The organism is Prauserella marina, from assembly GCF_002240355.1.
Classification (GTDB): domain Bacteria; phylum Actinomycetota; class Actinomycetes; order Mycobacteriales; family Pseudonocardiaceae; genus Prauserella_A; species Prauserella_A marina.
The window spans coordinates 6,682,644-6,708,060 of sequence record NZ_CP016353.1 but is presented as its reverse complement, the minus strand read 5'-3'; the positions used below and the strand labels follow the sequence as shown (position 1 = coordinate 6,708,060).

The following is a 25,417-nucleotide window of genomic DNA, read 5'->3' as shown; positions in this document are numbered from 1 at the left end:
GTAACTGACGGCAAGGCGAACACTCCGTTTGTGACGAACGGATCCACCGGTGATGTGACCGGTGCGCGCCTCAGGCGGGTGCGTTCGGGCTAGCCGACGGCGGCGTCTGCGGATTTCTCGGCGCGCTCGCGGAGTCGTCCGGCCTCGCGATCAGGATGCCGGAGCGGAACGCGGTGGTCACCGCGTGTGTGCGGTCTTTCGCGGAGAGCTTGCGGAGGATGCTCTTGACGTGCGTGCGCACGGTTTCGACGGAGAGGAACAGAATTTTCGCGATGGCCGAGTTCTCCAGCCCCTCGGCCACGAGTTGCAGCACCTGGTACTCGCGGCGTGACAGCGGCATTTGCGGCCGGTAGGGCGAGTTCATGACCTGCCCGTTCATTGTCGTCTGCCGTTTCGGCCTCGCGGTGAGTGGCGTGAGCGAGGGGTCGGTGTAGCGGCGGTCGACGTGTGCCCTCCGGATCGCTTCCGCCAGCCTGCGTGGTTCGGCCGACCTCGGCACTATGCCGTGGGCGCCCGCGGCGACCGCGGTCGCCAGAAACTGCGGGGTCCGCTGCGCCTCCCTGACCATGACCACGATGACGAGCGTCGGGTCGCCGTCGCTGAGCAGTCTGACGAGGTGGCAGTGGGGATCGAAGCCGGAGTCGACGATGACGATGTTCGGCCGAAGCTGTTCGCAGAGTTGCAGTGAACCGTGATGGTTTGCCGCGTAGCCGACCCACCGCAACCCGGGAGTACGGTTGACCAGCGCGTTCAGTCCTTCGCGGAAGATCGGTACTGGATCAAGTGCCGCGACGGTCAGCGCGCGAGTCCCCGCAGCGCCGAGGCCGAGCGTTGTCCGGCCCTTGTCCATGCTGTGCGTCATTCGTTCTCCGTCTCCCCACACATCCTGGTTGAGGATGCGCTCGCTTGCCGTTCGCACGGCCCCCGCGAGGCCCCTTTCGGTACCTCCACTGCTGGGACTCGGGTAGCTCCGCCTCGTGACGCTTTGGACGACCATTCATTCAATCCATGACGGAGTCTCCCCCGTGCGGGGGGTCGAGGCATAGCTGAGCTGCTGCGATAGGGAACGCGTAGTGCGTTATCCGGAGACGGCCTTTAGTCTGCCGAACTCTTCGGCGAGCGCTGCCGGTGTCCAGTGGGCGTTGAGCCCGCTCGGATTGGGCAACAACCACACCTTCGTGCTGCTGAACTGGGACTTCTGCTCGCCGACCTTGGCGTCTTTCGGGCCGAGCGCGGCGCGGTAGGCGGTGACCCCGAGCACCGCGAGCCACCCCGGCCGGTAGCGCTCGACGGTGTGAATGAGATTCCGCCCACCCGCGTGTAGTTCGTCGGAGGTCAGCTCGTTCGCCTTGGCTGTCGCTCTCGCGACGAAGTTCGTGATGCCGATCCCGAGGTCGAGTAGTTCGTGCTGTTCGTCCGGTCTGAACTGTCGCGGCGTGAAGCCGCCGCGGTGCAGCGTCGGCCAGAACCGGTTGCCGGGTCTCGCGAAGTGATGGCCCGTCGCCGCGGAGTAGAGGCCGGGATTGATCCCGGCGAACAACACCCTCAGGTCGGGGCCGATGACGTCGGGAATCGTCCTGTCGTGTGCTGCCGCGAGCTGATCAGAGCTGGGTGGGCTGGGTTTGTCGGGCCGATCGGGCATGAACAGCAGTGTGCGTGGTGGCAGGGGGTGGCCAAGTCGTACCAAATTGCGTACGCTGTGTGATCTGCCACACACGACGGCATCAAGGGGGATGACGTGCAACTGGCTTGGGTCATCGGCCTCGCGGTGCTGATAATCATGGCCGCCGCGGCAACGGTTGCGTACGAAGACCGGCGAGCCGCGCGGCGTCATGCCGTGCGTCGAAGGGCACGGCTTGCGGAACTCGGTGAGGTCGACTCACTGGCACCGGCACGGTCGCGGACGCCGCTGGAACAGCATTCCTCGAATTGACGGTGTGCCCAGCCCCGGTGTTCGCGGTGGAGCGCAGTGCCGAGGCCAGTGCCGCGACCACCCAGCCGAGCACGGCTCCCGCGGTGTTGTTCAGCAGATCGTCGACATCGAAGATCCGGTAGACGAACGGTGCGGTGCCGAAGTTCGCGGTGACCTGCGTGACCTCGATGGCGAACGAGACCCCGAATCCGATCAGCAGGGTTTTCGTCGCCCCCTTTCGCCACAGCGTGTTCGCGAAGATGCCGAGCGGGACGAACAGCAACACGTTCATCGCCATCTGCTGGAAGGCCAGCGTCGAGAGCCCACCGGGGATTCCCGAGGTCACTGCCTCCCTTTTCACGTCGTCGATCCACTGGAACGGCACGAGCTGCACGGTCTGGGAAAGACCGGAACTTCCGCCGGTCGGCAGAGGGAGGAAGACCACGGCGAGGCCGAGGCACGCGTAGAGGATCACGGTCGCGGTGACGACAAGCTTCCTCCGGTCGATCCTGCCGTACTTGGCGAGATGCGTGATCACCTGCGGAACGAGCACGATCCCCCACACGACGATGAAGCCGAGGAGTCCGTACTTCAGCGCCGTTTCCTGTGCTGTGGTCATGAAAAGGACGTTATGGCCGGAGGGGTCCGCTCCTCTTCGACCGATGAGCCGGTAACCGATCATGTATCGGCCGAATGGCCGATGGCCGGACGGCTCCTGTTTCACCAAGACACCCGGCGGACCACCGGTGAAGATGGCCGGTATGCCAACGTGGGAAGACGTAGTTCGCATCGGCACGAAGTTGCCGGAGACCGAGGAATCGACCTGGTACCGCACCCCGGCGCTCAAGGTCGCGGGCAAGGGCTTCGCGAGGCTCAGAAGCGAGTCCGACGGTGGGCTCGTGCTGATGTGCGGGCTCGACGAGAAGCAGGCGTTGCTTGCCTCCGGCGATCCCGCGTATTACACGACGCCACACTACGACGGGTACGGCGCGATCCTCGTCGACCTGGATCGCGCCGATGAAGCGGAGCTTGCCGAGCTTGTCCACGAAGCCTGGCTGTTGAAAGCGCCCGCGAGGCTCAGGAAGAACCCTTGAGAGTGCGGTTGGCCGCGAACCAGCCGATCCACTTCCGTTGCCACGGCGTCTCAACGGCTCGTCGCTGGTAGTTCTGCCGCGTCCAGGTGAATGCCTCCTCCGCGCTGAGTCCGGACAGCGTCGCGAGGCAGGCCATCGTGGTTCCCGTCCTGCCGACGCCGCCGTGGCAGGCGATCTCGACGTCTTGGCCCGTGCGGGCGCGCTCGAACAAGGCGACGATGCGGTCGGCGGCAAGTTGCCGGTTGGTCGGCAGCAGCCCGTCCGGCCAGTTGATCCACTCGTGCTCCCAGCCGAGCGACGCATCGTGCCTGCGCCTCAGCACCGGCCCGCCGAGGTAGAGACCGAAGTCGGGGTCGAGCCCTTCTGGTTTTGGCAGGCCGAGCCCTCTTCCCCTGACGAGGGTGCCGTCGGGAAGCTCTGTCGCGCCGGTGAATCCATCCTTGCCCATGAGAGCAGTATCCGCCTAATTCGATTGCGGGCGCGGTCCCTGGGACGTTGGATGGCGATAAACCCTCGTTGCCGACCAGAAAGCTCTGCCCGTGTCGAATGCCGTTCGCCTTGTCCGCAGCACAGCCCTTTCCGATGTTGCCGAGTACGCCTATGCCGCGAAGGTCGGTGTCTCCGATCGCACCCTCATCTACACGGCAGGTGCGTGCCCGCTCGACGAAAAGGGGAACACCGTCGCGGTCGGCGACTACGCGGGACAGGCGCGGCAGGTGATGCGCAATCTGGAGACCGCGCTCGGCGAAGCCGGAGCTACGTTGGGCGATGTCGTCAAGTCCACTGTCTATGTCGCCTCGAAAGAGCAGGCGGATCTCGTGGCGGCGTGGGAGGTCGTGAGGGAAGCCTTCGGTGACCACGATGCGCCGAGCACCTTGCTGGGGGTGGCCGTACTCGGCTACGACGATCAGCTGGTCGAAGTCGAAGCCGTAGCCTGCCTGCCTGTGCCGTGATCGACACCGCCGGGCAGCGATGAGCCCGTTTTCGCAGCATGAATACCAGGTGCGTTGTGAGTGGGGGCTCGCGGGAGCGCGCGAGATCACCCGCGATGCGGCGATAACAGCTGTCGTCGACGTCCTGTCGTTCACGACGACGTTGACGGTTGCCGCGGACAGGGGCGTTGCCGTTTTCCCGTATCCCTGGCGGGATTCCACGGCCGCTGAGTTCGCGCGCTCCAACGATGCGGTACTCGCCGTCGGGCGCTCGCGCGCGGGTTTTGGCGAGGTGAGTCTCTCGCCGGAGACCGTGCGTTCCGCCGATGGGCTTTCCCGGCTGGTGTTGCCTTCGCCCAACGGAGCCACAATCGCGCGGGCGGTCGCGCGAACCGGTAGTCAGGTCATCGGTGTGTCGCTACGAAACGCGAAGGCGGCAGCGGCGTGGACGGTCGGCCGGTTGGCGACCATGGGCCTTGGCTCTCCGGTCACGGTGATCGCGGCGGGCGAGCAGTGGGCAGATGGGGCGCTTAGACCGGCGATCGAGGATCTGTGGGGCGCGGGGGCGTTCATCGAGGCACTGGCGGCCTCGATGGAAAGGTCGACGCCGGAGGTGTTGTCGCCGGAAGCGAGGGGGGCCGTGGCCGCGTACCGGGATGTGGCGCCGGAATTGCCGGGGCGGCTCCATGATTGTGCGAGTGGGCGCGACCTCGTGGCTTCCGGGTTTGCGGGCGATGTCGAGGTCGCCGGTGAGGTTGACCAGTCCGACGTGGTGCCGGTCCTGCATGATGCTGTTTTCCGAACCGCCCCGCCCTGAGACGCGAGTTCTGCGTTCAGGCCGTCGACATCCGCACTCAGGACCGCGAGATCCGCACTCGGCCGCGCCCGCCGAAATCGGCTGGCTGCCGCCGGGCGCCGCCAATACGATGGCTGCCCCGCTTCACAGGAAGGCAACCACAATGCCCGAGGCCCTGAGCGACGACGATCTCAACGCGAAGCTGGTGCACGGGGTCCGTCCGGCGAAGGTGACCATCGTCGAGTACGACCCGAGCTGGCCCGTTCGTTACGAGCGCCGCGCCGCCGAGTTGCGGGCGATCCTCGGCGAAAGGGCCCGGCGGATCGAGCACATCGGGTCGACGTCGGTTCCCGGGCTCGCGGCGAAGCCGATCATCGACATCGTGGTCGGTATCGACGATCCTGACGACGAACAGGCGTACCTGCCCGACCTCGAAGCCGCTGGTTACGACGTGCGGGTGAAGGAGCCCGAGCATCGGTGCCTGCGTATCGGCGAGCCCGACGAGCCGGTCAACCTGCACTGTTATCCACCGGAGCATGTGGAGTTGCGCCGATACCTTGCCTTCCGCGATCAACTCAGGGCAAGCGACGCCGACCGGGACCGCTATGCCGAGATCAAGTGGGAGCTGGCAGAGCGAGAATGGCGTGACGTCAACTATTACGCGGAAGCCAAGTGGCCGGTGATCGCCGAAATCCTCGACCACGCCGGCTGGCGAGAGGATTAACCGTAAGTCCACTGTGGACGCAGAAGTCAGCCTCCGTCTTGCACCCCAGGGGCGCGTGAACAACACAAGCGGAAGGCCCGCCTCCAAGATCGGGAGGCGGGCCTTCTGAGCTGCTAAAACTCCATGAGAGCGGATGACGGGAATCGAACCCGCGTATTCAGCTTGGGAAGCTGATGTTCTACCATTGAACTACATCCGCAAGGGCACCGAAAGCATACACGGTGCCGCATTTCGCTCACAGGTGGGCATCCCCGTCGACACTCGTCCTTGACGCCGATGCCCCTAAGTGACAACACTTGTTGTCGGTGTCGTGCGGGGCAGGTGAAGCGATGAAGAACGTCACGGACACGAAAGAAGACGCACTGCTGGCGGATCCGGAGTTGCTGAGGCAGGGCGGCTTCCGGCTCGCGGTGCGGCTCTTCGCCCCCGGTGATCTTCGCGCGTCCGAGGGGCAGGTCCGCGCGCTTCGGCGGTATGCCCGGGTCGCCGATCCGCTCGCCGACGATGTGGTCGCCATGATCGAAGCGTCGCCACCCGGCGAGGGGCGCGCTCTGTTCGAGCGGGCACTCACGGACGGCATCGACGCGCTACCCGACGCCCCGCCGCAGCTCACCGAGTTCTTCCGCTCCGTGGAGGCGACACCGTACTGGGTCGATCAACGCCGCATAGAACGCGGCGCGAAGGCGATCATTCGCACCGGGCTGCTCGGCCTTTTCCCGCTCGGCGACATGTCGCTGATGGGTGGCTACCTCGCGTCGCGGGCCACGAAGTCGCTCGTCGGAACGGGAGCCATCGAGCGAACGGCCTCACGGCGTCTCGTCGAGACGGCCATGTGGTGGATCGACGTCACGACGCCAGGCGCGCTTCGGCAGCGGGAACACGGCTACGCCTCCGCGCTGCGAGTCCGGCTCGTGCACGCTCACGTCAGGGCCGCCATGAATCGCAGGGCCGACTGGGACTACGAAGCGTGGGACCAGCCGGTCAACCAGGTGCAAACCGTCGGCACCCTCCTGCTGTTCTCGCAGGTCTACGTGCTGGGCATGCGGCTGCTCGGCGTCAGATTCCACGAGCGGGAGCGCGCCGACATCCTGCACCTGTGGCGGTACGTGGGCTGGCTGATGGGCATTCCCGAGGAAATCCTGCCCGTGACGGAAGAGGACTCGTGGCGACTGCTGTGGTTGCTCGCGACCACCGAGTTCATCCCGGACGAGGACTCCAAGCGGTTGGCCGCCGCGCTCGTCACCTCCCACGCCGAGGTCGGCAAGGGCCGGGGGGCGGCAGGCAAGGTCCTCTCGCACGTTTCGGTCCGGCTGCACTCCTCCATCAGCAGGCTGGTGCTCGGCAAGACCAACGCCGACTTTCTCCGGCTGCCCGATGATCCGCTCGCAAAGGGGGTCGTCGTCGCGGCTGCCGCGGCGAACTTCGCGACGGAGACCGTCCTGCGCAAGGTGCCCGGCGCCGCGGCGGTGCAGGAGCGGCTCGGCGAAGCAGGAAGGCGGCAGTACGTGTCGCGGCTCGGCAAGCTGTTCAGGGTCGATCCGAGCTACGCGAGGCATATGCGCACCGAAACCCAGCCTGCCGCGTGAGCCCGGTTAGGGTGTCCGAGTGCTATTGAGTGACCGTGACCTCCGCAAAGAGCTCGATGCCCAGCGGCTCCGGGTTGATCCTTTCGCCCCGGAGATGCTGCAACCTTCGAGCATCGACGTGCGTCTCGATCGCTTCTTCCGCGTTTTCGACAACACCAGGTACACGCACATCGATCCGCAGTTGCAGCAGGACGAGCTGACGTCGCTGGTGGAGAAGGAAGGCGAAGATCCGTTCGTACTGCATCCGGGCGAGTTCGTGCTCGGCTCGACGTACGAGATCTTCACGCTGCCCGACGATCTGGCAGGCAGGCTTGAGGGCAAGTCGTCGCTGGGGCGGCTCGGTCTGCTGACGCACTCGACGGCGGGATTCATCGACCCCGGTTTCACCGGGCACATCACGCTTGAGCTGTCGAACGTCGCCAACCTGCCGATCACGCTGTGGCCCGGCATGAAGATCGGGCAGCTCTGTCTCTTCCGGCTGACGAGCCCAGCCGAGTTCCCCTACGGCTCGTCCGAGGCGGGGTCGCGCTACCAGGGACAACGCGGGCCGACGCCCAGCAAGGCCTACAAGAACTTCGACCGGATCGACACCCGCCGGTGACCTTGTCGCGACACCTGAGCGCAAAGTAACAGTTCAATAACTCACGCTTTGGTGGTAGCTTCCGCCATTGTGTCTGCCCCGAGCTCTCGACTTCGGTCACGTTTAGTGATGCTGAGTGTGCTTGTGGGTGTCGCAGTGGCCGTCGGGGGTCATCTGCTGTGGCTCCAAGCACCACGCAACGCACCGGCTACCGCGATGCCGGGCCCTGACAGCCAGTACAACAGTTCGCTCCAGCGGGCCGAACCCGGCTCGGCCACACCGTCGACCGATACGACCGAGTCCTCGACCACGACTGAGGAGCCGGAGCCGACGACGGAGGAGAAGCCGCCGGAAACCTCGGAACGTGAGACGTCATCGGCCTCCGAGGAACAACCGCCCGCGTCGAGCTCGCCGGAGAGCCCGGACACGAGCAGCACGACGCCGAGCGAGCCGACCTCGCCGCCGAAGTCGTCCAGCGGCGATGGCTCGCTGACGACACAGGTGGCGAATCTGGTGAACGACGAGAGGGCCACGGCGGGCTGTGGCGCGGTCTCCATCGACTCCAGGCTGACCGGCGCGGCGCAGAAGCACAGTGACGACATGGCGCGGCGCGGCTACCTCGACCACACGACGCCGGAGGGCGTCAGCTTCGATCAGCGCATCGAGCGGGCCGGATATCCGAGCCCCGCCGCCGAGAACATCGCCATGGGGCTCTCCAGCGCCGATGCGGTCATGCACGCGTGGATGTCGTCCGACGGGCATCGGCAAAACATCCTGAACTGCGACATCAAGACGATCGGGGTCGGGGTGAACTCGCAGGGCTGGTACTGGACGCAGAATTTCGGTTACTGAAGGTCCCGTGCCGTCCCGCTCCCCGCTGGAAGCGGCGCACCCCGTCGGCTGCCTCGGCAAGTGACACCATGCCGTGCCGGTGCTCGACCGCGATGGCTTCCTCCTCCGCGAGACCTTCCTGTTCGAGCAGCGACAGCCGGTCCTGACGAAGGCAGGTCTGTGGGAACGCGGCGATCTCGTCGGCGAGTTCTTCCGCGGCCTCCCTCGCCGAACCGGTCGGCACGAGCCGGTTGGCGAGACCGATGTCCATGGCCTCACGTGCGGAAACCGCCCTTCCGGTGAGCACGAGATCCATCGCTCTGCTCGTGCCGATCAGTCTCGGCAACCGGAAGGTGCCCCCGTCGATGAGCGGAACGCCCCACCTGCGGCAGAACACACCGAGCACGGCGTCCTCCTCGACGACGCGAAGGTCGCACCACAGCGCGAGTTCGAGTCCTCCGGCAACGGCGTGACCGGAGATCGCCGCGATCACCGGCTTGCCGAGACGCAGCCGGGTCGGTCCCATCGGCCCGTCGCCGTCCTGGCTGACGGTGTTGCCGTCTTCGGTGCCGATGGCGCCAAGGTCGGCGCCTGCGCAGAAGGTGCCTCCTTCGCCGAACAGCACGGCGACGCTCGCCGTCTCCTCTTCGTCGAATTCGCGGAAGGCCGAGGCAAGTGCCCTGCTCGTCGGCCCGTCGACGGCGTTGCGTTTGGCCGGGCGGTCGAGCACGATCGTCGTGATCTCGCCGGAACGCTCGACCCTGACGGTCACGGTGCGATCCTGTCGATGATCGCCCGCGAGTCGGCACCCGACGGCAGGGTTCCGAAGGCGACACCCCAATCGCCACCGAGGCGTGAGGCGCAGAAGGCGTCCGCGACGGCGGGATCGCCGTGCCGGACGAGCAGCGAGCCCTGGAGGGCGAGCGCCAGGGTCTCCACGACCTTGCGGGCACGAAACTCGATGTCGGAGAGGTCGGCGAGTTCCTTGCGCACGCGCGCGATCGCGTCGTCGAGCCGTGGGTCGGCGCCCGAGGCGAGTTCCAGTTCGGCGTTGAACGCCTCGACCGAGTCCGGCTGCTTCGCCATGGCCCGCAACGTGTCGAGCGCGGCGACGTTGCCTGAGCCTTCCCAGATGGAAGAAAGCGGCGACTCGCGGAACAGCCGGGGCATCCCGGATTCCTCGACGTAACCGTTGCCGCCGAGGCATTCGAGCGCTTCGGCGGCGTGCGAGGGCGCCCGTTTGCAGACCCAGTATTTGGTCGCCGCGAGGCCGAGCCGCCTGAATGCCTCCTCGTTGGCGTCGCCAGCGTTGGCGCGGTCGCTCGCTCCAGCGAGCCGCATCGCGACGACGGTGGCGGCTTCCGACTCGACCGCGAGGTCGGCCAGCACGTTGCGCATCAACGGCTGGTCGACGAGGTGCGCGCCGAACGCACTGCGGTGCGTGGCGTGGTGCAGCGCGCGCACGACGCCGTAGCGCATGCCTGCCGCGCTGCCCGTGACGCAGTCGAGGCGGGTGTTGTTGACCATTTCGATGATCGTGCGGACGCCTCTGCCTTCCTCGCCGACGAGCCAGCCGACCGCGTCGTCGTACTCGATCTCGGCGGAGGCGTTCGACCGGTTGCCGAGCTTGTCCTTGAGTCGCTGCAACAGGATTCGGTTGCGGCTGCCGTCGGGAAGCACCCTCGGCAGCAGGAAGCAAGACAGCCCGCCCGGCGCATGCGCGAGCGTCAGGAAGACGTCCGACATCGGCGCCGAGGTGAACCACTTGTGTCCGATGATCCGGTACGAGCCGTCCTGAGCGGGGGTCGCGTGAGTCGTGTTGGCCCTGACGTCGGAGCCACCTTGTTTCTCGGTCATGGACATGCCCGCGATGAGCCCGCGTTTGGTGCCGGGTTCGCGGAGGCCGTAGTCGTATTCGCTCGCGGCCAGCAGCGGTTCGTAGAACTTGGCGAGTGCGGGATTGTGCCTGAGGGCAGGCACTGCGGAGTAGGTCATGGAGATGGGACAGGTGTGGCCTGCCTCGATCTGGCTCCAGGCGTAGAACTTGGCTGCCCTGGCGACGTGCGTGCCCTGCCGGTCGTCGCGCCACGGTGCGGCGTGTAGCCCGTTCGTGACGGCGACGGTCATGAGGTCGTGCCAGTGGGGGTGGAAGTCGACCTCGTCGATGCGGTTGCCGACGCGGTCGTGCGTGCGCAGTTTCGGTGGGTTCTCGTTGACGAGCCTTCCCCACTCCTGCACCTGCTCCGTTCCGGCGAGCGCACCGAGACGCAGCAGGTCGTCCTCGGCCCACCCGGCGCCTTCCCTGCGCAGACCTTCGAGCAGGCTCTTGTCTTCGGCGAGATTGTTGCCGTAGAGCGGAGGCACCTGGTTGGTCACCTCATGAGTCGTTGGCATGTGCTGCTCCTAGCGCGCGAAGGGTGAAGGTCCTCAGTTCCTCGACGGCGGCGGGATCGCCCGACGTGAGCGGACCGATCATGACCTCGGCGACGGCTCCGACGATGGCGGCCGCCGTGATGTGGGGATCTTGGGGCGGGATGGTGCCTTCGGCGACGCCCTCGGCGACGTGTGCGGCGACGATGTCGCGAAACGCCTTCCGGAACACGAGTCGTTGCTCTTCGACGGGCGCGTCGACGGGTTCGGCGAGCAGCGCGTAGGCGAGCCGGGGTGCCTTGAGTGCCCTGTTCGCGAAGGTGTCGGTGACCTCGACGACGCGGTCGGCGACGGTGCCATGGGCTTGTGCTGCCCGCTCGACCGCGTCGACCTCACGGGTGACGAGGAGGGTGAACAGTTCGGCCACCAGTTCGGCTTTCCCTGGAAAGTGGCGGTAAACGCTGCCGGTCGCCACCCCCGCTCTGGTCGCGACGGCTGCCATCGAGCAGCCGGCGTAGCCGTGTTCGGCCAGTTGCTCTACGGCGGCGTCGAGTATCGAGGTCCGCTGAACGTCCATCCGGGCCTGGATCGCCGGGGTGCGCCGGTACACCATGCAAGAAGTGAACCACTGATTCAGTTCTTGCGGCAAGGGTCAGAGCTGATACAGCCCCGCGAGTACCCGTTGCAGCAATACCGGGTCAGGGCGCCCGCTCTCGGTCATCGAGCTGCGATGAACCTGGACGAACCCGCCTTCCGCGAGGTCGGAGATCAGCACCCTCGCCACGCCGAGCGGCACCGAAAGCAGCGCGGCGACCTCGGCGACCGATCTCGGCTGCATGCACAACCTGCGCACGGCCTGGTACTCACCGCCGAACCGTTCGTTCGTCCACGGTGCTTGCGGATCGGTCGAGATCAGGGTCTCGATGGCGAGGTAGTGACTGCCCTGGGTGCGGCCGCGGGTCAGTACGTAGGGCCGCACCCGCAGTCTGTGCTGTTCGTGCGGCTCTTCTTCGCCGTCTTCGTCTGCCGGGCTGTTCTCGTAGGTCGCGAACACGCGTTCGCTGCGCCGTACGGGAGGCTGGTGGTGGTCACGATGCCGTGGGGAGGGGAAGCGCGCGCCGGTACGGCCGACGGTCTTTTCGTCGGCCGTGTTGGATTCGTCGTCGGGGGTGCCCACGCCTGTCCGCCTCGCATACCGCTGCCATGGCCTCGCTGACGACGTTGACCGCGAGGGTTGCCCATGTTACTCGCCATGTCCACCCCCCGCGTGTGTCTACTGTGGACTTATATTCCGGTGACAAAGACGGCGGCCGCAGGGGTGACTCTTCGGTCTCCCCCACGGCCGCCGCCAGATCACTTCCGGCTGCTACTCCTCCGTTGCCGTTCCCGAGGGCACGGGAGCCTTGGTCTCGCCGCGCTTGACCGCGGTGAGCAGCAGTTGCGCCACGTCGACGACCTCGACCTGCTCACTCGCCTTGCCGTCGTTCTGCCTCGCCGTGACCCCGTCGGTGAGCATCACCCTGCAGAACGGGCAACCGGTCGCGATCTTCGAAGGCGCGGTGCCGAGCGCCTCGTCGACGCGCTCGACGTTGATGCGCTTGCCGATGCGCTCCTCCATCCACATTCGCGCACCACCGGCGCCGCAGCACATGGAGCGGTCGCCGTGCCTCGGCATTTCGCGCAGTGCGGCGCCGGAAGCGCCGACCAACTCGCGCGGAGCCTCGTACACCTTGTTGTGCCTGCCGAGATAGCACGGGTCGTGGTAGGTGACGTCTTCGGCGATCGGGGCGACGGGCGTGAGCCGCTTTTCCCTGACCAGCCTGTTGAGTAGCTGCGTGTGGTGCACGACCTCGTAGTCGCCGCCGAGGTCGGGGTACTCGTTCGCGAGCGTGTTGAAGCAGTGCGCGCAGGTGACCACGATCTTGCGCTGCTGTCGCTCGACGTCCTCGAACACCGAGTTCAGCACCTCGACGTTCTGCTGGGCGAGCATCTGGAAGACGAACTCGTTGCCTGCCCTTCGAGCGGGGTCGCCGGTGCAGGTTTCCTCAGGCCCGAGCACCGAGTACTTGACGCCCGCGATGTGCAGCAGTTCGGCGACGGCCCTCGTCGTCTTCTTCGCCCTGTCCTCGAAGGCGCCGGCACAACCGACCCAGAACAGGTACTCGGTGTCGCCGAACTCGCCGTCGAAGACGGGCACCTCGAAGTCGAGGTCGTCGGCCCAGGCAAGCCGGTCCTTGGAGTTCTGGCCCCACGGGTTGCCCTTGTTCTCCAGGTTCTTGAACATCGTGTTCAGCTCGGACGGGAAGTTCGACTCGATCATCACCTGGTACCGGCGCATGTCGACGATGTGGTCGACGTGCTCGATGTCGACGGGGCACTGCTCGACGCAAGCACCGCAGGAGGTGCACGACCACAGCACCTCGGGGTCGATGACGCCGCCGTCGTCGCCGACGAGTGCCCTTTCGGCTTCCGCGATGGCAAGCACGTCGATGCCCGCGTAGGGATTGTCGCCGGTGAGCCCGACCTCGTCGCCCGCCATGTCCTTCTTGCCACCGGCGAGCAGGTAGGGCGCCTTGGCGTAGGCGTGGTCGCGAAGCTGGGTGATGAGCAGCTTCGGCGAGAGCGGCTTTCCGGTGTTCCACGCCGGGCACTGCGACTGGCAACGCCCGCATTCGGTGCAGGTGGAGAAGTCGAGCCAGCCCTTCCATGAGAAGTCCTCGACCTTGCCTGCGCCGAAGACGTCCTTCTCCGGATCGGCTTCCTCGAAGTCGAGCGGCTTTCCTTCGCTCATCATCGGCTTGAGCTTGCCGAGCGCGACCCCGCCGTCGTCCTCGCGCTTGAAGTAGATGTTGAAGAACGCGCTGAAGCGGTGCCATGCGACACCCATCGTGAGCGTCCTGCCCACGATGAGCAGCCAGATCATGCCGGAGAGCAGCTTGATCAGCGCCATGATCGACACGGCTGCGGTGCTCGTCGGCAGCAGTTCGGCGAGCGGCTTGGTCACGAAGCTCGACCACAGGGACGGGTCCTCGATGCCGCTGGCGATCTTGAACGCCTTGACGCCGAGGATGCCGAGGCCCTCGATGACGACGACGGCCTCGACGAAGTAGGCCTGCCCGAAGTTGGAGCCCGCGAACCTGGACTGCCGGTCGGCCCTTCGCGGGTGGTTGAGCTGGCGGATGATCACCAGCGCGACGCCGCCGACGACGGTGCCGAGGCCGAGCAGTTCGAGCAGGAGCTGCCATGGCTCCCAATGGCCGATGATGGGCCACGCGAAGTGCGGGTTGAACGTCTCGCCGTAGGCTTCGAACAGCGCGAGGGAGCCGATCAGGAAGCCCCACATCACGAGCCAGTGCCATGGCCCGACGTGCCGGAACTTGTTCATCCTCGTGTGGGCGGCGAACTCTTTGACGAGCGTGCCGAGTCGAGCGGCGAACGGGCCGTTGCGTGTCGCGTCCGGCTGACCGAGACGGATGATGCGTACTTGACGTACGACGCCTGCGACGAACACACCCCAAGCGACAACGCTGACGGCAACGCCGACCACGCCGAGCGTGATCTGCAATGCACCCATGATCGGGCCTTTCGGTTCGGACTTCGCGGTGGGTTTCGGGAGCCTAACCCTTCTTACTGATCAGTAATCGATCCACAACGCGGAAGTCCCACTGATGTGGTGCAAAACTCGCCACAATTGGGACGATCGTTCAGATAGTCTGGTGATTATGAGTGCGTACGTGTTGCTCGCGATCGCGATCGTGGCCGAGGTGACGGCGACCGTGTCGCTCAAGCTCTCCGAGGGATTCAGCAAGCTCGGGCCGTCGATCGTCGTGGTGCTCGGCTACGGCGTCACCTTCTTCTTTCTCGGCAAGGCACTCAAAGCCGGGCTGCCGGTCAGCATCGCCTACGCCATCTGGGCCGCGGCCGGTGTCGCGCTCGTGGCGCTCATCGGCGCCGCGTTCCTGAGCGAGCCGATGAATCTGACGATGGTCTTCGGCTTGCTGCTGGTGATCGGCGGAGTGGTGCTGCTTGAGATCGGCAGCAAGGCAGGACAGTAGGGAATCGCGATGAGACAGCGAACCGACGGCCGCAGGGCTCGCGGCGAGAAGCGGCGTACCGAGATCATCGAGGCGACGCTGCGGATCATCGAACGCGACGGCGTCGCGGGGGTGACCCACCGGACGGTGGCGGCGGAGGCCGGAGTGCCGACGACGTCGACGACGTATCACTTCTCCAGCCTCAACGACCTGTTGATCGCCACGCTGATCGAGTGCGCCAGGGACATGGCAACCGAGGTCTACTGGATGATCGACAGGGCCCGTTCGCGGGGAAGCAGGGGCGCTGAGGAAGTTGCCAACCTGCTCGCGGAAGCGCTCGGCCCGCGCAGGGGCCGCACCATGGCCGAATACGAGTTGTATCTGCTCGCGGCACGCCGACCCGAATTGCGCCCCGCCGCGCGGCGCTGGCTCGACGTGTTGACGTCGATGGTGCGCCACGACGACGAGGTCGCGTTCAGGGTCTTCCTCGCGGGCATCGACGGGCTGCTCATCCAGGGGCTGATCGACGACGAACCGCCGACGGCGGAGGAACTGCGGCCCGTCGTCGACTATCTCCTCAAACCGCGGTGACGGACGACGAACACCAACGCCGTACCGCCGATCAGCGCGGCACCACCGATCCCGCCGACGATCCACCACGCCCAGCCCGGATCGGAAGCGGCTCTGGCCGCCGCAACCAGAGCCGGTGGAGTCCAGTTCGCTCGCGACGCGGGAAGCGGCGGCGCCTCCTCGGGCACGGTCATCTCCCGGTACTCCGGTCCGGCGACGCGCCCGCCGGTCACGTTGACGGCAAGTTCGTACGTCGGGAGCTCGTCGGGTGACGAGCTGGGATCGCTCCACACCGGGCTGAGCTTGACGACGATGTAGTACCAGCCCGCCTGTGCCGCGGGCCGGACTCGATCATCGCCGTTCCTGTTGGCGTGGAACACCCTCGGCGTGCTGACGCTGTCCAGCGCGACGGAATCGCCGTTGTGCTCGGCGGACCGCCACCAGTGCTCACGGGAGGTTTCCCTTGCGGGGCCCCGAAGTTCGGTGACGACGGTCGCGTCGTTGCCCTGCTCTCCTCCACTCACTCTGAGCTGGTAGGACAGCGCCTGTCCCCAGTCGACCCACACCTTGTAGATGCTGTACTCGCTGTAGTTCAGCTTGTCGACGTAGCGTCCAGTACCGGGCAGCGGCGCGGCGGTGTTGAACGAGCCGCCGCCCCACGCGATCTCCTGCTCCCCCCGCGGCGTCGTGAACGGCACGCCCCGCGTCTGCGGCGCGTGACCCTGGTCCCCCTCGACGGGTTTCTCCAGCGACACGAGCAGTTCGATGTTGTCGGAGGCCGAGTCGGCCTCGTTGTCCCACTCGACCTCAAGGTAGTGAGGGCCCGCTGGGTCGCACATCGTCAGCGGGTCGGCCGGTGACCAGCTCACGCTCGCGGTCTCGGGACCGTCGTAGTTGTACTCGCGCGAACCCGTGTTCTCCCCGCACAATCTGCGTTCGCCGTCCAGGAGTCTGAGCCGCACCCGGGAATCGGTGCGTTTCTTGTCCTTGCTCATCACGTGGATGACGGTGAAATGGCCGGTCGCGCCTTCCGGAACGTGAACCCGGTAGTAGTGCGCGGTGTTCTTGGCGACGGAGTCGGTGTACTGCCCCGGTTTCAGGTAGGGCGCTTCCGCGACCTGTTCGGTGCCGCTCACCCGCTCGCCCTCGACGTCGTAGTAGCGCAGCGCCCTGTTGGCGAGTTCGGGCAGCAGGTCTTCGAGCGCGTCGGCATCGGGTGCGTCGTGGTACTCGCCGCCCGTCTCGCCCGCGACGCAGTCGAGTTCGTCCCTCGCTTCCTCGTCGACCTGGAAGCCGACCGCGTGTACCGCGAGGTCGACGGCCGCGCCGTCGAGGTCTCGTGCCACGTCGCACGGGGCGGGCGGGGCGCACGTGTCGATGCCGTCGGAGATCAGCACGATCGCCCGAGGGCCGTCCTCGGGGAGTTCGTCGGCAGCCGAGGTCAGTGCCGTTCCGATGGGCGTGTATCCGCGCGGCTGGACGTCGGCGACCTGGGCGTGCAGTGCGTCCTTGTCCGGCGGCCCGACCTCTTGCAGGGTGCGTACGTCCTGGCAGCCCGCTTCCTTCTCGGCCGCGCTGTCTCCGGTCCCCGATCCGTAGACCTGGAGGCCGACGCCGACGTTGACGGGAAGCTTGTCGATGAGCGTGTCCATCGCCGCCTTCGCCGCGTCCATCCGCGTTCCGCCCTCGTCCATGGGTGCGGTCATCGAGTTGGACGCGTCCAGCACGAACATGATCGAGCCGAAAACGGCTTCCTCGGCGGGTGGTTGTGCTGCCGAGGGTCGGCCGATGGTGATGACGGCGACCGCGGCCAGCATGGCGACGCATGCTTTTCGTCGTGCCCCCATGGGCGAACTCCTCACTCGTCGTTGCTGTGCATGCGACGAGCGGGCAGGCTTTACAGTTCCCGACTGTAAATAGATTCTTTGCTTGAGTTAATCCGGGTTGGCTGCGAGGACATAGGTGAACCGCGCGGCTCCCGCACGAGCCGCGCGCTCCAGCTCCCACCGTCGAGAGGCGAATTGCGTGGCGGGTACCGAGAAAGCGACGGCACCCATCACCTTGTTGTCGGCGCCGAACACCGGCGCGGAGAGGCAGGCCAGCTCAGGCTGGAACTCCTCGATCTCCAGCGCCATGCCCGAATCCCGCACGTGCTCCAACTCGGTGTCCAGCTCCTCTTCACGCACCGTGGTGCGCTCGGTGAGCCGTGGCATGCCCGCGCCGACGAGGTAGTCCTTCCTTGTCCGCTTCGGCAGCGCGGCGAGCAGCACCTTGCCGAACGCCGTCGCGTGCGCCGCCTCGTGGAAACCGAAGTTGAGCGGTTCGGCCCTCGGGAACCTCGGCGAATCGGCGACGGCGGCCACGACGACCTCGGTGTCCCTGAACACCGTGTAGTACGCGGCTGCCTCCGCCCGCCGGTGCAGCGTCGCCAGTTCGTCCCGCAGTACCTGGTCGACGTCGAGTTCGGCGCACAGCCGGTGGTAGAGCCCGCCGAGCTTGTAGCCGAGCCCGAATCCTCTCCCGTGACCGAGCCGGATCAGATATCCCTCGTGAACAAGGGTGTTGAGCAGGTGATAGGTCGTCGAGAGCTTGAATCCGGCGCGCCTCGCGACGGCCTTGGCCGTGATGCCGTCGCCAGCCGAAGCGACGACTTCGAGCACTCTGAGTGCTCGCTGTGCGGAGCCGATCAGTCCGCTGGGTCGCTTGTCGTCGTCCTCCGGCACAGCGCACCTCCCGCTCCGCAGTTCGCCACTGAACTCCGGTTACCCGCGGCCCCCAGCATACGTGTCGGCGTGCTGGGCGCCATGGGGATAACGAGTGGTCAGCAGCCCTCTGCAGAACGCGGCGTTGCCGTCGACGCTGACCCGCACCGCGCGGGCGAAGCGCAGCTTGAGTGCCGAGCGTGCGACCGGAATCGGCTCGCCGTACTCGTCGAGCAGAAGCGGGGCCGCCTCGTCGCAGGACAGACCGAGGTCGGCGCGCCTTCGCAGCAGCCCGGTTCGCTCGGCGCAGTCGGCGAGTTCACCGAGAGTGTCCGGCAGTGGTTTTCCTTCGCGGTCGAGTTTTCTGGCGAGCCGGTCGAGGCTCGCGAGGTAGGCCTTTCGTTTGAAGGTCATCCGCAGCTCGGTCAGTTCTTCGACCGCCTGCTCGGGAAACGCGCCGACGAATCCGGTCTGGTCGGCGACACCGGCGTTGATGGCGTCGGCCGCGAAATGGTCTTCCAGCTTCACGTCGGCCGACGTGACCCCTGGCAGGGCGAGCACGGCGTCGTTGGCGTCGGCGACCATCAGGTAGGCGAAGTTGGGGGCACAGAAGTACGTCGGCAGCCGCAGCCGGACGACGACGTGACCGCCGTCGACGCTCCACTCGCTGACGAACCCCAGTTCGGTGATGGGCTCGTCCAGTTCGGGATCACGGACCGTGCCGAGCGCGGCGAGGACGTTCATGCCGGCACCTTCGGCGCAGAGCCCACGGCCTCGCCCGAATCCGTCGGCTCTGGCGCGACGTCCAGTTCCGGCGGCACGTCGATGTCGTAGAGCTTCGCAGCGTTGAGGCCGAGTATCTTGCGCTTCACATCAGTGGTCAGCGCGCCGAGTTCGCCCTGCATGTCCTCGGGAATCTGAAAGTCCACAAAGGACTCCACGAGCCACTTCGGAGTCCAGATCGCGTAGTCGCTCGCGAAGGTGATGCGGTTCTCGTCCAGCCAGTACAACAGTTCGCCGATGATCTGCGCGAAATAGCGCGGGCGGCTGTGGATGAACGGCATCGCGACCGCGAGCCCTCCGTACACGTTCGGTTCCTGCGTCGCGATCCAGCAGAAGTCCTCAAGCCGGGGAAGTCCGACGTGCTCGACGATGAACCGCAGTTCGGGGAACGCGCTCGCGACGTCATCGACATCGGCGACATCGAAGGCGTCCCTGTTGAGCGGATAGATCGTCGGTCCCTTGTGGACATGAATGTTGCGGATTCCCAGTTCCTGGCACTTTTCGAGGTACCTGTACGACCATGGATCCGACAGCTTCCAGCCCTTCGACTCGCCCTTCCACTCCGCCGTGTAGAGCTTGATGCCCTTGAGGCTCCACCGCGCCGCGAGTTCTTCGAGCCGGTCGAGTCCCGCCTCGCCGTCCCTCGGATCCCACGAGCCGTTGACGATGAACCGGTCGGGGTGCTTCTCGGCGAGCGCACCGTCCTGTTCCGTCGTGTTGAAGCCGTTGACGAAGAAGTCGGTGAGGTAGGTCGGCTGGAAGATCGCCTTGTCGACGTATCCGACCTCGAAGAGGTCGTGCATGATCCGCTCTTCGCTCTGCTGCCAGAACTCCTTGAGCGACCACAACTCGCTCTCGGGTGAAAGGTTGCGGTGGTAGTCGTAAAAACAGTTGATGAAGCCTTCGCCATAGCGGTTGGCCTGGTTCGACGGCCTCCCGTCCCATGCATGGATGTGACTGTCGACGATGAAGTAGCGTTCGCCGTCCTTTTCATACATTGCGACAAGCTCCCTTCACGGTACGAGAATTCCGCGGCCCGTCAGCCGTCCGTTGTCGAGATCGTCCATCGCCCCGTTGACGGCATCGAGTGGATAGGTCGTCGTGTGCAGACTGACCTTGCCGGACGCCGCGAGACTCATCAGTTCCGCGAGATCGTTGTAGCTGCCGACGAGATTGCCGATCACGTTGATCTCACTGGAGATGATGTCGATGGTGGGAATGTCGAGGCTTCCTCCGTAGCCGATGACGAAGTAGGAACCGGCTCTTCTGAGCATGGCGACCGCGTCGCGTTCAGCGCCCTTCTCGCCGACGAAGTCGAGTACGACGTGCGCGCCTTCGCCGCCCGTCAGCTCGGCGACCGCCTCCACGTGGGAACCGTCGGCGAGCACCGGGTGCGCGGCACCGTATCCGGCTGCCAGTTCGAGCGCTTCCGGTGAACGGTCGACGACGATGATCTCCGAGGAGGTGAGCGCGACGAGGCACTGCACCCCGATGTGGCCGAGCCCGCCCGCGCCGATCACGACGACCTTGGTTCCCGGGTACAGCAACGGGATCGCCTTGCGGACGGCGTGATAGGCGGTCAGGCCCGCGTCGGCGAGCGCGGCGACGTCGGCAGGGCGAAGCGCTGGGTCGAGCGTGACGACCGAACGGGCGTTCGTGAGCAGCAACTCGGCCATGCCGCCGTCGCTGTCGATACCGGGGAAGGTGGAGTTCGAGCAGTGCACGTCGTCACCCGCCCTGCATGCTCTGCACAGACCGCAGGTGGCCAGCGGATGCAGAATGACGGGATCACCAACGGCCACATTGGACACAGCGGAGCCGATTTCCCGTACCCAGCCAGCGTTCTCATGTCCGATCGTGTAGGGAAGCCGGACCCCGGACTTTTCCTCCCACTGCCCTTCGACGATGTGCAGATCGGTGCGGCACAGTCCGGCGCCACCGATCTCGACGAGTACGTCGAGCGGTCCGCCGATGCGCGGTTCGGGAACTTCCTCGACCACGGGGCGCTTGTCATACTCGTGCAGACGGACGGCCTTCATCGGCGCTCCTCGTCGTCGTCGACGGTGGTGGTCGGCTCGAACGAGCCGAAAGGCCCGTTCAGGTCGTCACTTGATCGTCGGACGTCGGCGAATGCCGGTCAACGCCGAGGATTTCATCGATCGGGAATTCGGCACCGAACACGGCCCGAAGGGGCGGCAGGCGAGGTGGTCGGCGCCTGCCGCCCCGCGAGCCGGTTCAGCCCTTGTTCTCGTAGAGAGCGGTCAGCGTCGCGCGAGCCAGCGTGTGGCCGAACATGTTGAAACCGAGGAACGCGGGGCGAGCCTCACCCGGGATGTCGAGCGAATCGACGTCGAGCGCGTGCACGGCGAAGATGTAGCGGTGCGGGCCGTGCCCGGGAGGGGGCGCCGCGCCGAGGTACTGCCGCACGTTTCCGTCACCGGCCAGCGTCGTCGCTCCCGAAGGCAGTCCGGAGCCCGCCGCGTCTCCCGCCCCCGACGCGAGTTCGGTGACCGAGGCGGGGATGTTGAAGACAGCCCAATGCCAGAAGCCGCTTCCGGTGGGGGCGTCGGGATCGAAGCAGGTCACCGCGAAGCTCTTCGTCTCGGCGGGAAAGCCCTCCCACACGAGGTGAGGAGAGCGGTCCTCGCCGCCCGGCACGCCGAAGATGCCGCTCAGGTGAGGGGATGCCAGCGTCTCCCCCTCGGAGACGTCGTTGCTGCGCACGGTGAAGGATGGCACCTGCGGCAACGAGTCGTAGGGGTTCTGCGCCCTTGTCATGTCGTCGTCCTCCTCAACTTGATCTGTCGCTTGGGGGTCAGGCTAGTGACACCGGCCGGTGCACCACCGACTTCGGGTAGGGGCAACCTCAGGGTCTTTCGGGGGTTCGCCCCGATGTCATCGGCAGGCCGCGCCACATAGCGTGTGTCGCGCAGGGAAGTTGCGGCGGAGGGACTCAGATGCGGGTCGGTTTGGCGATCGGGGGTGTCGTGATGGTCGGCATCGGTGTCGCCATCGCGACGGGTGTGCTGGCGGAATCGAACAAGGACGCGGAGCACACGGTGCAGGAGCGGGTGCGGCACGTCGAGTTGGCGACCGATGCGGGGGACGTCGACATCACGGTCGCCGACGTCGAGGAGACCACGATCCGGCAGCACTTCGAGTACCGCTGGAGTGACCCGGAAGGCGACTTCTTCTCGATGCGGGATGGCACGTTACGGCTGGAGAGCTGCGGATTCTCGTGCTCGATCGACTACGAGGTCATCGTGCCGGTGGGGACCAGCATCGGGGGCGGCGGCGACTCGGGTGACTTGACCTTCAGCGGGGTCGGCAGCGTCGACGTCCATGCCGACTCCGGCAACGTGACCGTCGACGATGTGGCCGGGCCGGTCAGCGTGGTCGTCGATTCCGGCAACGTTTCCGGCAATGGCCTTGGGGGAACTGTGCAGGCTGAGGTCAAGTCGGGCAACGTGACGCTGGAGCTGACGGAAGCGCGGGACGTCTCTGCCAGCGCCGCCAGCGGCAACATCGAGGTCACGGTACCGAGGGGTCCCTACCGCGTCGAGGGCTCGACGGACAGCGGTGACAGGGAGATCGGCATTGCCACGGATCCCTCCGCCGAGCTGGTGCTCGACGTGGTCACCAACTCGGGCAACGTGACGATCGAGAACGCATGACCGGCGGTGGACGGGGAACAAGACCCTGAGCTCGCGCGTTGAACGAGCAGAAAGATTGAGCGGGGCTCGCTCAAGTCTGGTTTGACTGACCGGGCGGGCTCCGGATACAACTTGAGTGGATCCCACTCAATGTGGAAGCGATAATGCTGGTCAGCGCTCGATCAGGCGGCAAAGTCCTGGTCGGAGTGCTGACCGAGAGAAGAAAGCAAGCAGGAGGGAACTCACAATGGCGCGTGCGGTCGGCATCGACCTTGGCACGACTAACTCGGTCGTCGCGGTCCTTGAGGGCGGCGAGCCGACGGTCATCGCCAACTCGGAGGGTTCGCGGACGACCCCGTCCGTCGTCGCCTTCGCCAAGAACGGCGAGGTACTGACGGGCCAGCCAGCCAAGAACCAGGCGGTCACCAACGTTGACCGCACCATTCGCTCGGTCAAGCGGCACATGGGTACCGACTGGAAGACCGAGATCGACGGCAAGGCATACACGCCGCAGGAGATCAGCGCTCGCGTGCTCATGAAGCTCAAGCGCGACGCGGAGTCCTACCTCGGCGAGGACGTCACCGACGCCGTCATCACGGTGCCCGCGTACTTCGAGGACGCCCAGCGGCAGGCCACGAAGGAAGCCGGCCAGATCGCGGGCCTCAACGTGCTGCGCATCGTCAACGAGCCGACGGCCGCGGCGCTGGCCTACGGGCTCGACAAGGGCGAGAAGGAACAGACCATCCTGGTGTTCGACCTCGGTGGTGGCACCTTCGACGTCTCGCTGCTGGAAATCGGTGAGGGCGTCGTCGAGGTCAGGGCGACCAGTGGTGACAACCACCTCGGTGGTGACGACTGGGACCAGCGGATCGTCGACTGGCTCGTCGACAAGTTCAGGGCGGCCAACGGCATCGACCTGACCAAGGACCGCATGGCGATGCAGCGCATCAAGGAAGCGGCCGAGAAGGCCAAGATCGAGCTTTCCAGCTCCAACAGCGCGAACATCAACCTGCCCTACATCACCGTCGACGGCGACAAGAACCCGCTGTTCCTCGACGAGACCCTTTCGAGGGCGGAGTTCCAGCGGATCACCTCCGACCTGCTTGAGCGGACGAGGCAGCCGTTCAACAACGTCATCAGGGACGCCGGGATGCCCGTCGGCAGCATCGACCACGTCGTGCTCGTCGGTGGCTCCACCCGGATGCCCGCGGTGAGCGACCTCGTCAAGGAACTGACCGGTGGCCGCGAGCCCAACAAGGGCGTCAACCCCGACGAGGTCGTCGCCGTCGGAGCCGCGCTGCAAGCCGGTGTTCTCCGCGGTGAGGTCAAGGACGTTCTGCTGCTCGACGTCACGCCGCTCTCGCTCGGCATCGAGACCAAGGGCGGGGTGTTCACCAAGCTCATCGAGCGCAACACCACCATCCCGACCAAGCGGTCCGAGATCTTCTCGACGGCTGACGACAACCAGCCTTCCGTGCAGATCCAGGTCTTCCAAGGTGAGCGCGAGATCGCGGCGCACAACAAGAAGCTCGGCATGTTCGAGCTGACCGGCATCCCGCCCGCACCGCGTGGCGTGCCGCAGGTCGAGGTCACCTTCGACATCGACGCCAACGGCATCGTGCACGTGACAGCCAAGGATCTCGGCACGAACAAGGAACAGTCGATGACGATCACCGGTGGCTCCGCGCTGCCGCAGGACGACATCGACCGCATGGTCAAGGACGCCGAGGCGCACGCCGACGAGGACAAGAAGCGGCGCGAGGAGGCCGAGACCCGCAACCAGGCCGAGACGCTGGTCTACCAGACCGAGAAGTTCATCAAGGACAACGACGACAAGTTGCCCGATGACCTCAAGGGCAAGGTCAAGACCGCGATCGAGGAGGCGAACGAGTCCCTCAAGGGCACCGACGCCGCCAAGATCAGGGAGTCGATCGAGAAGCTCAACTCCGCTTCGCAGGAGCTGGCGACGGCGCTCTACGCCAACACGGGCGCTCAGGGCGGTGGAGCCGAGGGCGCCGCGGGTGGTGCCGGTGCCGCGGGTGGCGCCGGAGCAGCCGGTGCGGCAGGCGCCGACTCGGGCTCGGCGAAGGCCGACGACGTCGTTGACGCCGAGATCGTCGACGAGGACGACAAGAAGTGACAGAGCGATACGACGGCACCGAGCAAGAGGCAGTACAGGAGCCAGTGGTCGTCCGGGATCGCAGGAAGATCGATCCGGAGACCGGGCAGTTGCGCGAGCAGCCAACGGAGGTGCCCTCCGAGGAGGGCACCCCGGGGCCGCAGCTCGGGGAGGAGACGGTCGACGAGTCCGTTGCGCCCGCGAGCGACCTTGAGCGGCAGCTTGAGGAGCGCACCGCCGACCTTCAGCGGCTCCAGGCCGAGTACGCCAACTACCGGCGCAGGGTCGACAGGGACAAGGAATCGGTCGCTGAGGGCGGCAAGGCGGCGGTCGTCAACGAGCTGCTTCCGCTGCTCGACGACCTTGAGCGCGCCGAGTCGCACGGCGACCTGACGGGTGCGTTCAAGGCCGTCGCCGACAAGTTCGTCGGCGCGCTTGAGCGGGTCGGCCTCGAATCGTTCGGCAAGGAGGGCGAGCCCTTCGACCCGAGCGTGCACGAGGCCGTTCAGCACAGCACGTCGCCCGACGTGGCAGGTCCGACGGTCACCATGGTGCTTCGCCGTGGCTACCGGCTCGCCGACAGGGTGCTGCGTGAGGCACTTGTCGGCGTCACCGACCACGAGCCGGGTGGCGAGTCGGCGGCCGACGGACCCGTCGACCCACCGGTCGGTGGCGAACTGCCCATCGACGCCGATGAGCACACCCGCTGACAACGACGGAGAAGGGAGGGA

General features: G+C 66.2%; 28 protein-coding genes and 1 tRNA gene. 12 read left to right on the top strand and 17 right to left on the bottom strand.

Going from position 1 to position 25,417, the window contains the following annotated elements; all coding sequences use genetic code 11:
* Positions 1-70 precede the first annotated feature (70 nt).
* The 3 genes from BAY61_RS31240 to BAY61_RS31225 all read right to left on the bottom strand — a co-directional run bounded on the left by BAY61_RS31240 (position 71) and on the right by BAY61_RS31225 (position 2,531).
* On the bottom strand, positions 71-862 hold the full coding sequence (locus BAY61_RS31240; RefSeq protein ID WP_091806589.1) for a LuxR C-terminal-related transcriptional regulator: 792 nt from the start codon (positions 860-862) through the stop codon (positions 71-73).
* Between the two features lie 216 nt (positions 863-1,078).
* Entirely contained in the window at positions 1,079-1,642 is a 564-nt protein-coding gene (gene mug, locus BAY61_RS31235; protein ID WP_091806587.1) for a G/U mismatch-specific DNA glycosylase, read from the bottom strand.
* Between the two features lie 136 nt (positions 1,643-1,778).
* Positions 1,779-2,531 carry a VanZ family protein gene (locus BAY61_RS31225; protein WP_143021385.1) on the bottom strand — a complete coding sequence of 251 codons (753 nt, stop codon included), beginning with the start codon at positions 2,529-2,531 and terminating at the stop codon, positions 1,779-1,781.
* A gap of 142 nt (positions 2,532-2,673) precedes the next feature.
* Here BAY61_RS31225 and BAY61_RS31220 point away from each other — a divergent pair, with 142 nt between their 5' ends.
* Entirely contained in the window at positions 2,674-3,006 is a 333-nt protein-coding gene (locus BAY61_RS31220; RefSeq protein ID WP_091806585.1) for an MmcQ/YjbR family DNA-binding protein, read from the top strand.
* Here BAY61_RS31220 and BAY61_RS31215 read toward each other — a convergent pair.
* Positions 2,990-3,454, bottom strand: a complete 465-nt coding sequence (locus tag BAY61_RS31215; protein ID WP_091806047.1) for a protein-tyrosine phosphatase family protein — start codon at positions 3,452-3,454, stop codon at positions 2,990-2,992. The two genes, BAY61_RS31220 and BAY61_RS31215, sit on opposite strands and share 17 nt — an antisense overlap.
* Before the next feature lie 91 nt (positions 3,455-3,545).
* Between BAY61_RS31215 and BAY61_RS31210 the strand changes: the two genes are divergently transcribed.
* The 3 genes from BAY61_RS31210 (at position 3,546) to BAY61_RS31200 (ending at position 5,458) form a co-directional block, all read left to right on the top strand.
* Positions 3,546-3,959, top strand: coding sequence for a RidA family protein (locus BAY61_RS31210; protein WP_091806045.1), 414 nt, complete (start codon positions 3,546-3,548; stop codon positions 3,957-3,959).
* Positions 3,960-3,978: 19 nt separating this feature from the next.
* Positions 3,979-4,755, top strand: a complete 777-nt coding sequence (locus BAY61_RS31205) for a 2-phosphosulfolactate phosphatase (protein ID WP_091806042.1) — start codon at positions 3,979-3,981, stop codon at positions 4,753-4,755.
* 142 nt (positions 4,756-4,897) lie between these two features.
* Complete coding sequence (locus BAY61_RS31200; protein ID WP_091806040.1) at positions 4,898-5,458, top strand: GrpB family protein; 561 nt, start codon at positions 4,898-4,900, stop codon at positions 5,456-5,458.
* A 128-nt stretch (positions 5,459-5,586) separates the two neighbouring features.
* Here the strand turns inward: BAY61_RS31200 and BAY61_RS31195 are convergent.
* Positions 5,587-5,657 (bottom strand) — tRNA-Gly (locus BAY61_RS31195).
* 130 nt (positions 5,658-5,787) lie between these two features.
* Between BAY61_RS31195 and BAY61_RS31190 the strand changes: the two genes are divergently transcribed.
* Entirely contained in the window at positions 5,788-7,044 is a 1,257-nt protein-coding gene (locus BAY61_RS31190) for an oxygenase MpaB family protein (protein ID WP_091806037.1), read from the top strand.
* A gap of 19 nt (positions 7,045-7,063) precedes the next feature.
* Positions 7,064-7,645, top strand: a complete 582-nt coding sequence (dcd, locus tag BAY61_RS31185; protein WP_091806033.1) for a dCTP deaminase — start codon at positions 7,064-7,066, stop codon at positions 7,643-7,645.
* Between the two features lie 149 nt (positions 7,646-7,794).
* Here the strand turns inward: dcd and BAY61_RS33985 are convergent, their stop codons facing one another.
* A complete protein-coding gene (locus BAY61_RS33985) occupies positions 7,795-8,181 on the bottom strand; it encodes a hypothetical protein (RefSeq protein WP_338061476.1) in 387 nt (128 codons plus the stop codon).
* Between BAY61_RS33985 and BAY61_RS33980 the strand changes: the two genes are divergently transcribed.
* Entirely contained in the window at positions 8,138-8,476 is a 339-nt protein-coding gene (locus tag BAY61_RS33980; RefSeq protein ID WP_338061475.1) for a CAP domain-containing protein, read from the top strand. The two genes, BAY61_RS33985 and BAY61_RS33980, sit on opposite strands and share 44 nt — an antisense overlap.
* Here BAY61_RS33980 and BAY61_RS31175 read toward each other — a convergent pair.
* From BAY61_RS31175 to BAY61_RS31155, 5 genes are all read right to left on the bottom strand, one after another.
* The gene (locus BAY61_RS31175) at positions 8,412-9,227 is read right to left on the bottom strand and encodes a crotonase/enoyl-CoA hydratase family protein (protein ID WP_091806026.1); all 816 of its coding nucleotides are present in this window, start codon (positions 9,225-9,227) and stop codon (positions 8,412-8,414) included. The two genes, BAY61_RS33980 and BAY61_RS31175, sit on opposite strands and share 65 nt — an antisense overlap.
* Entirely contained in the window at positions 9,224-10,849 is a 1,626-nt protein-coding gene (locus BAY61_RS31170) for an isovaleryl-CoA dehydrogenase (protein ID WP_091806023.1), read from the bottom strand. The genes BAY61_RS31175 and BAY61_RS31170 overlap by 4 nt, the downstream gene beginning before the upstream one ends.
* The gene (locus BAY61_RS31165; protein ID WP_091806020.1) at positions 10,833-11,438 is read right to left on the bottom strand and encodes a TetR/AcrR family transcriptional regulator; all 606 of its coding nucleotides are present in this window, start codon (positions 11,436-11,438) and stop codon (positions 10,833-10,835) included. Before BAY61_RS31165 ends, BAY61_RS31170 begins: the two co-directional genes overlap by 17 nt.
* Before the next feature lie 39 nt (positions 11,439-11,477).
* On the bottom strand, positions 11,478-12,002 hold the full coding sequence (locus BAY61_RS31160; protein ID WP_091806017.1) for a DUF742 domain-containing protein: 525 nt from the start codon (positions 12,000-12,002) through the stop codon (positions 11,478-11,480).
* 189 nt (positions 12,003-12,191) lie between these two features.
* Positions 12,192-14,399, bottom strand: a complete 2,208-nt coding sequence (locus tag BAY61_RS31155; protein WP_245865596.1) for a (Fe-S)-binding protein — start codon at positions 14,397-14,399, stop codon at positions 12,192-12,194.
* Positions 14,400-14,547: 148 nt separating this feature from the next.
* On the opposite strand from BAY61_RS31155, the gene BAY61_RS31150 reads away from it, so the two are divergent.
* Entirely contained in the window at positions 14,548-14,880 is a 333-nt protein-coding gene (locus BAY61_RS31150; protein WP_091806014.1) for a DMT family transporter, read from the top strand.
* Between the two features lie 9 nt (positions 14,881-14,889).
* Positions 14,890-15,450 (top strand): TetR/AcrR family transcriptional regulator, encoded by a 561-nt coding sequence (locus BAY61_RS31145; protein ID WP_091806011.1) that lies wholly within the window; start codon positions 14,890-14,892, stop codon positions 15,448-15,450.
* On the opposite strand, the gene BAY61_RS31140 is transcribed toward BAY61_RS31145, so the two are convergent.
* The 6 genes from BAY61_RS31140 to BAY61_RS31115 all read right to left on the bottom strand — a co-directional run bounded on the left by BAY61_RS31140 (position 15,429) and on the right by BAY61_RS31115 (position 21,692).
* Complete coding sequence (locus BAY61_RS31140; RefSeq protein WP_091806008.1) at positions 15,429-17,276, bottom strand: vWA domain-containing protein; 1,848 nt, start codon at positions 17,274-17,276, stop codon at positions 15,429-15,431. The genes BAY61_RS31145 and BAY61_RS31140 overlap by 22 nt on opposite strands.
* A gap of 87 nt (positions 17,277-17,363) precedes the next feature.
* Complete coding sequence (locus BAY61_RS31135) at positions 17,364-18,152, bottom strand: IclR family transcriptional regulator (RefSeq protein WP_091806005.1); 789 nt, start codon at positions 18,150-18,152, stop codon at positions 17,364-17,366.
* Positions 18,153-18,191: 39 nt separating this feature from the next.
* On the bottom strand, positions 18,192-18,875 hold the full coding sequence (locus BAY61_RS31130) for an iron-sulfur cluster assembly protein (protein WP_091806002.1): 684 nt from the start codon (positions 18,873-18,875) through the stop codon (positions 18,192-18,194).
* Positions 18,872-19,912, bottom strand: coding sequence for an amidohydrolase family protein (locus BAY61_RS31125; RefSeq protein WP_091805999.1), 1,041 nt, complete (start codon positions 19,910-19,912; stop codon positions 18,872-18,874). The genes BAY61_RS31130 and BAY61_RS31125 overlap by 4 nt, the downstream gene beginning before the upstream one ends.
* 15 nt (positions 19,913-19,927) lie before the next feature.
* Positions 19,928-20,953, bottom strand: coding sequence for an NAD(P)-dependent alcohol dehydrogenase (locus BAY61_RS31120; RefSeq protein WP_091805996.1), 1,026 nt, complete (start codon positions 20,951-20,953; stop codon positions 19,928-19,930).
* A gap of 196 nt (positions 20,954-21,149) precedes the next feature.
* Positions 21,150-21,692, bottom strand: coding sequence for a YbhB/YbcL family Raf kinase inhibitor-like protein (locus tag BAY61_RS31115; protein ID WP_091805993.1), 543 nt, complete (start codon positions 21,690-21,692; stop codon positions 21,150-21,152).
* Positions 21,693-21,871: 179 nt separating this feature from the next.
* On the opposite strand from BAY61_RS31115, the gene BAY61_RS31110 reads away from it, so the two are divergent.
* The 3 genes from BAY61_RS31110 (at position 21,872) to grpE (ending at position 25,396) form a co-directional block, all read left to right on the top strand.
* Positions 21,872-22,588, top strand: a complete 717-nt coding sequence (locus BAY61_RS31110; RefSeq protein WP_091805989.1) for a DUF4097 family beta strand repeat-containing protein — start codon at positions 21,872-21,874, stop codon at positions 22,586-22,588.
* A 226-nt stretch (positions 22,589-22,814) separates the two neighbouring features.
* The gene (dnaK, locus tag BAY61_RS31105; RefSeq protein WP_091805986.1) at positions 22,815-24,707 is read left to right on the top strand and encodes a molecular chaperone DnaK; all 1,893 of its coding nucleotides are present in this window, start codon (positions 22,815-22,817) and stop codon (positions 24,705-24,707) included.
* Positions 24,704-25,396: a nucleotide exchange factor GrpE gene (gene grpE, locus BAY61_RS31100; protein ID WP_091805983.1), complete on the top strand. Its 693-nt coding sequence runs from the start codon at positions 24,704-24,706 to the stop codon at positions 25,394-25,396. The genes dnaK and grpE overlap by 4 nt, the downstream gene beginning before the upstream one ends.
* Positions 25,397-25,417: the final 21 nt, after the last annotated feature.

What these genes read in the sequence shown, in the direction of transcription:
- BAY61_RS31240 (WP_091806589.1), bottom strand. Translation starts at nt 862, where the DNA reads ATGACGCACAGCATGGACAAGGGCCGGACAACGCTCGGCCTCGGCGCT.
- mug (WP_091806587.1), bottom strand. Translation starts at nt 1,642, where the DNA reads ATGCCCGATCGGCCCGACAAACCCAGCCCACCCAGCTCTGATCAGCTC.
- BAY61_RS31225 (WP_143021385.1), bottom strand. Translation starts at nt 2,531, where the DNA reads ATGACCACAGCACAGGAAACGGCGCTGAAGTACGGACTCCTCGGCTTC.
- BAY61_RS31220 (WP_091806585.1), top strand. Translation starts at nt 2,674, where the DNA reads ATGCCAACGTGGGAAGACGTAGTTCGCATCGGCACGAAGTTGCCGGAG.
- BAY61_RS31215 (WP_091806047.1), bottom strand. Translation starts at nt 3,454, where the DNA reads ATGGGCAAGGATGGATTCACCGGCGCGACAGAGCTTCCCGACGGCACC.
- BAY61_RS31205 (WP_091806042.1), top strand. Translation starts at nt 3,979, where the DNA reads ATGAGCCCGTTTTCGCAGCATGAATACCAGGTGCGTTGTGAGTGGGGG.
- BAY61_RS31200 (WP_091806040.1), top strand. Translation starts at nt 4,898, where the DNA reads ATGCCCGAGGCCCTGAGCGACGACGATCTCAACGCGAAGCTGGTGCAC.
- BAY61_RS31190 (WP_091806037.1), top strand. Translation starts at nt 5,788, where the DNA reads ATGAAGAACGTCACGGACACGAAAGAAGACGCACTGCTGGCGGATCCG.
- BAY61_RS33985 (WP_338061476.1), bottom strand. Translation starts at nt 8,181, where the DNA reads ATGGAGACCGCGCCACAGCCCGCCGTGGCCCTCTCGTCGTTCACCAGA.
- BAY61_RS31170 (WP_091806023.1), bottom strand. Translation starts at nt 10,849, where the DNA reads ATGCCAACGACTCATGAGGTGACCAACCAGGTGCCTCCGCTCTACGGC.
- BAY61_RS31165 (WP_091806020.1), bottom strand. Translation starts at nt 11,438, where the DNA reads ATGGTGTACCGGCGCACCCCGGCGATCCAGGCCCGGATGGACGTTCAG.
- BAY61_RS31155 (WP_245865596.1), bottom strand. Translation starts at nt 14,399, where the DNA reads ATGGGTGCATTGCAGATCACGCTCGGCGTGGTCGGCGTTGCCGTCAGC.
- BAY61_RS31150 (WP_091806014.1), top strand. Translation starts at nt 14,548, where the DNA reads ATGAGTGCGTACGTGTTGCTCGCGATCGCGATCGTGGCCGAGGTGACG.
- BAY61_RS31145 (WP_091806011.1), top strand. Translation starts at nt 14,890, where the DNA reads ATGAGACAGCGAACCGACGGCCGCAGGGCTCGCGGCGAGAAGCGGCGT.
- BAY61_RS31140 (WP_091806008.1), bottom strand. Translation starts at nt 17,276, where the DNA reads ATGGGGGCACGACGAAAAGCATGCGTCGCCATGCTGGCCGCGGTCGCC.
- BAY61_RS31130 (WP_091806002.1), bottom strand. Translation starts at nt 18,875, where the DNA reads ATGAACGTCCTCGCCGCGCTCGGCACGGTCCGTGATCCCGAACTGGAC.
- BAY61_RS31125 (WP_091805999.1), bottom strand. Translation starts at nt 19,912, where the DNA reads ATGTATGAAAAGGACGGCGAACGCTACTTCATCGTCGACAGTCACATC.
- BAY61_RS31120 (WP_091805996.1), bottom strand. Translation starts at nt 20,953, where the DNA reads ATGAAGGCCGTCCGTCTGCACGAGTATGACAAGCGCCCCGTGGTCGAG.
- BAY61_RS31115 (WP_091805993.1), bottom strand. Translation starts at nt 21,692, where the DNA reads ATGACAAGGGCGCAGAACCCCTACGACTCGTTGCCGCAGGTGCCATCC.
- BAY61_RS31110 (WP_091805989.1), top strand. Translation starts at nt 21,872, where the DNA reads ATGCGGGTCGGTTTGGCGATCGGGGGTGTCGTGATGGTCGGCATCGGT.
- dnaK (WP_091805986.1), top strand. Translation starts at nt 22,815, where the DNA reads ATGGCGCGTGCGGTCGGCATCGACCTTGGCACGACTAACTCGGTCGTC.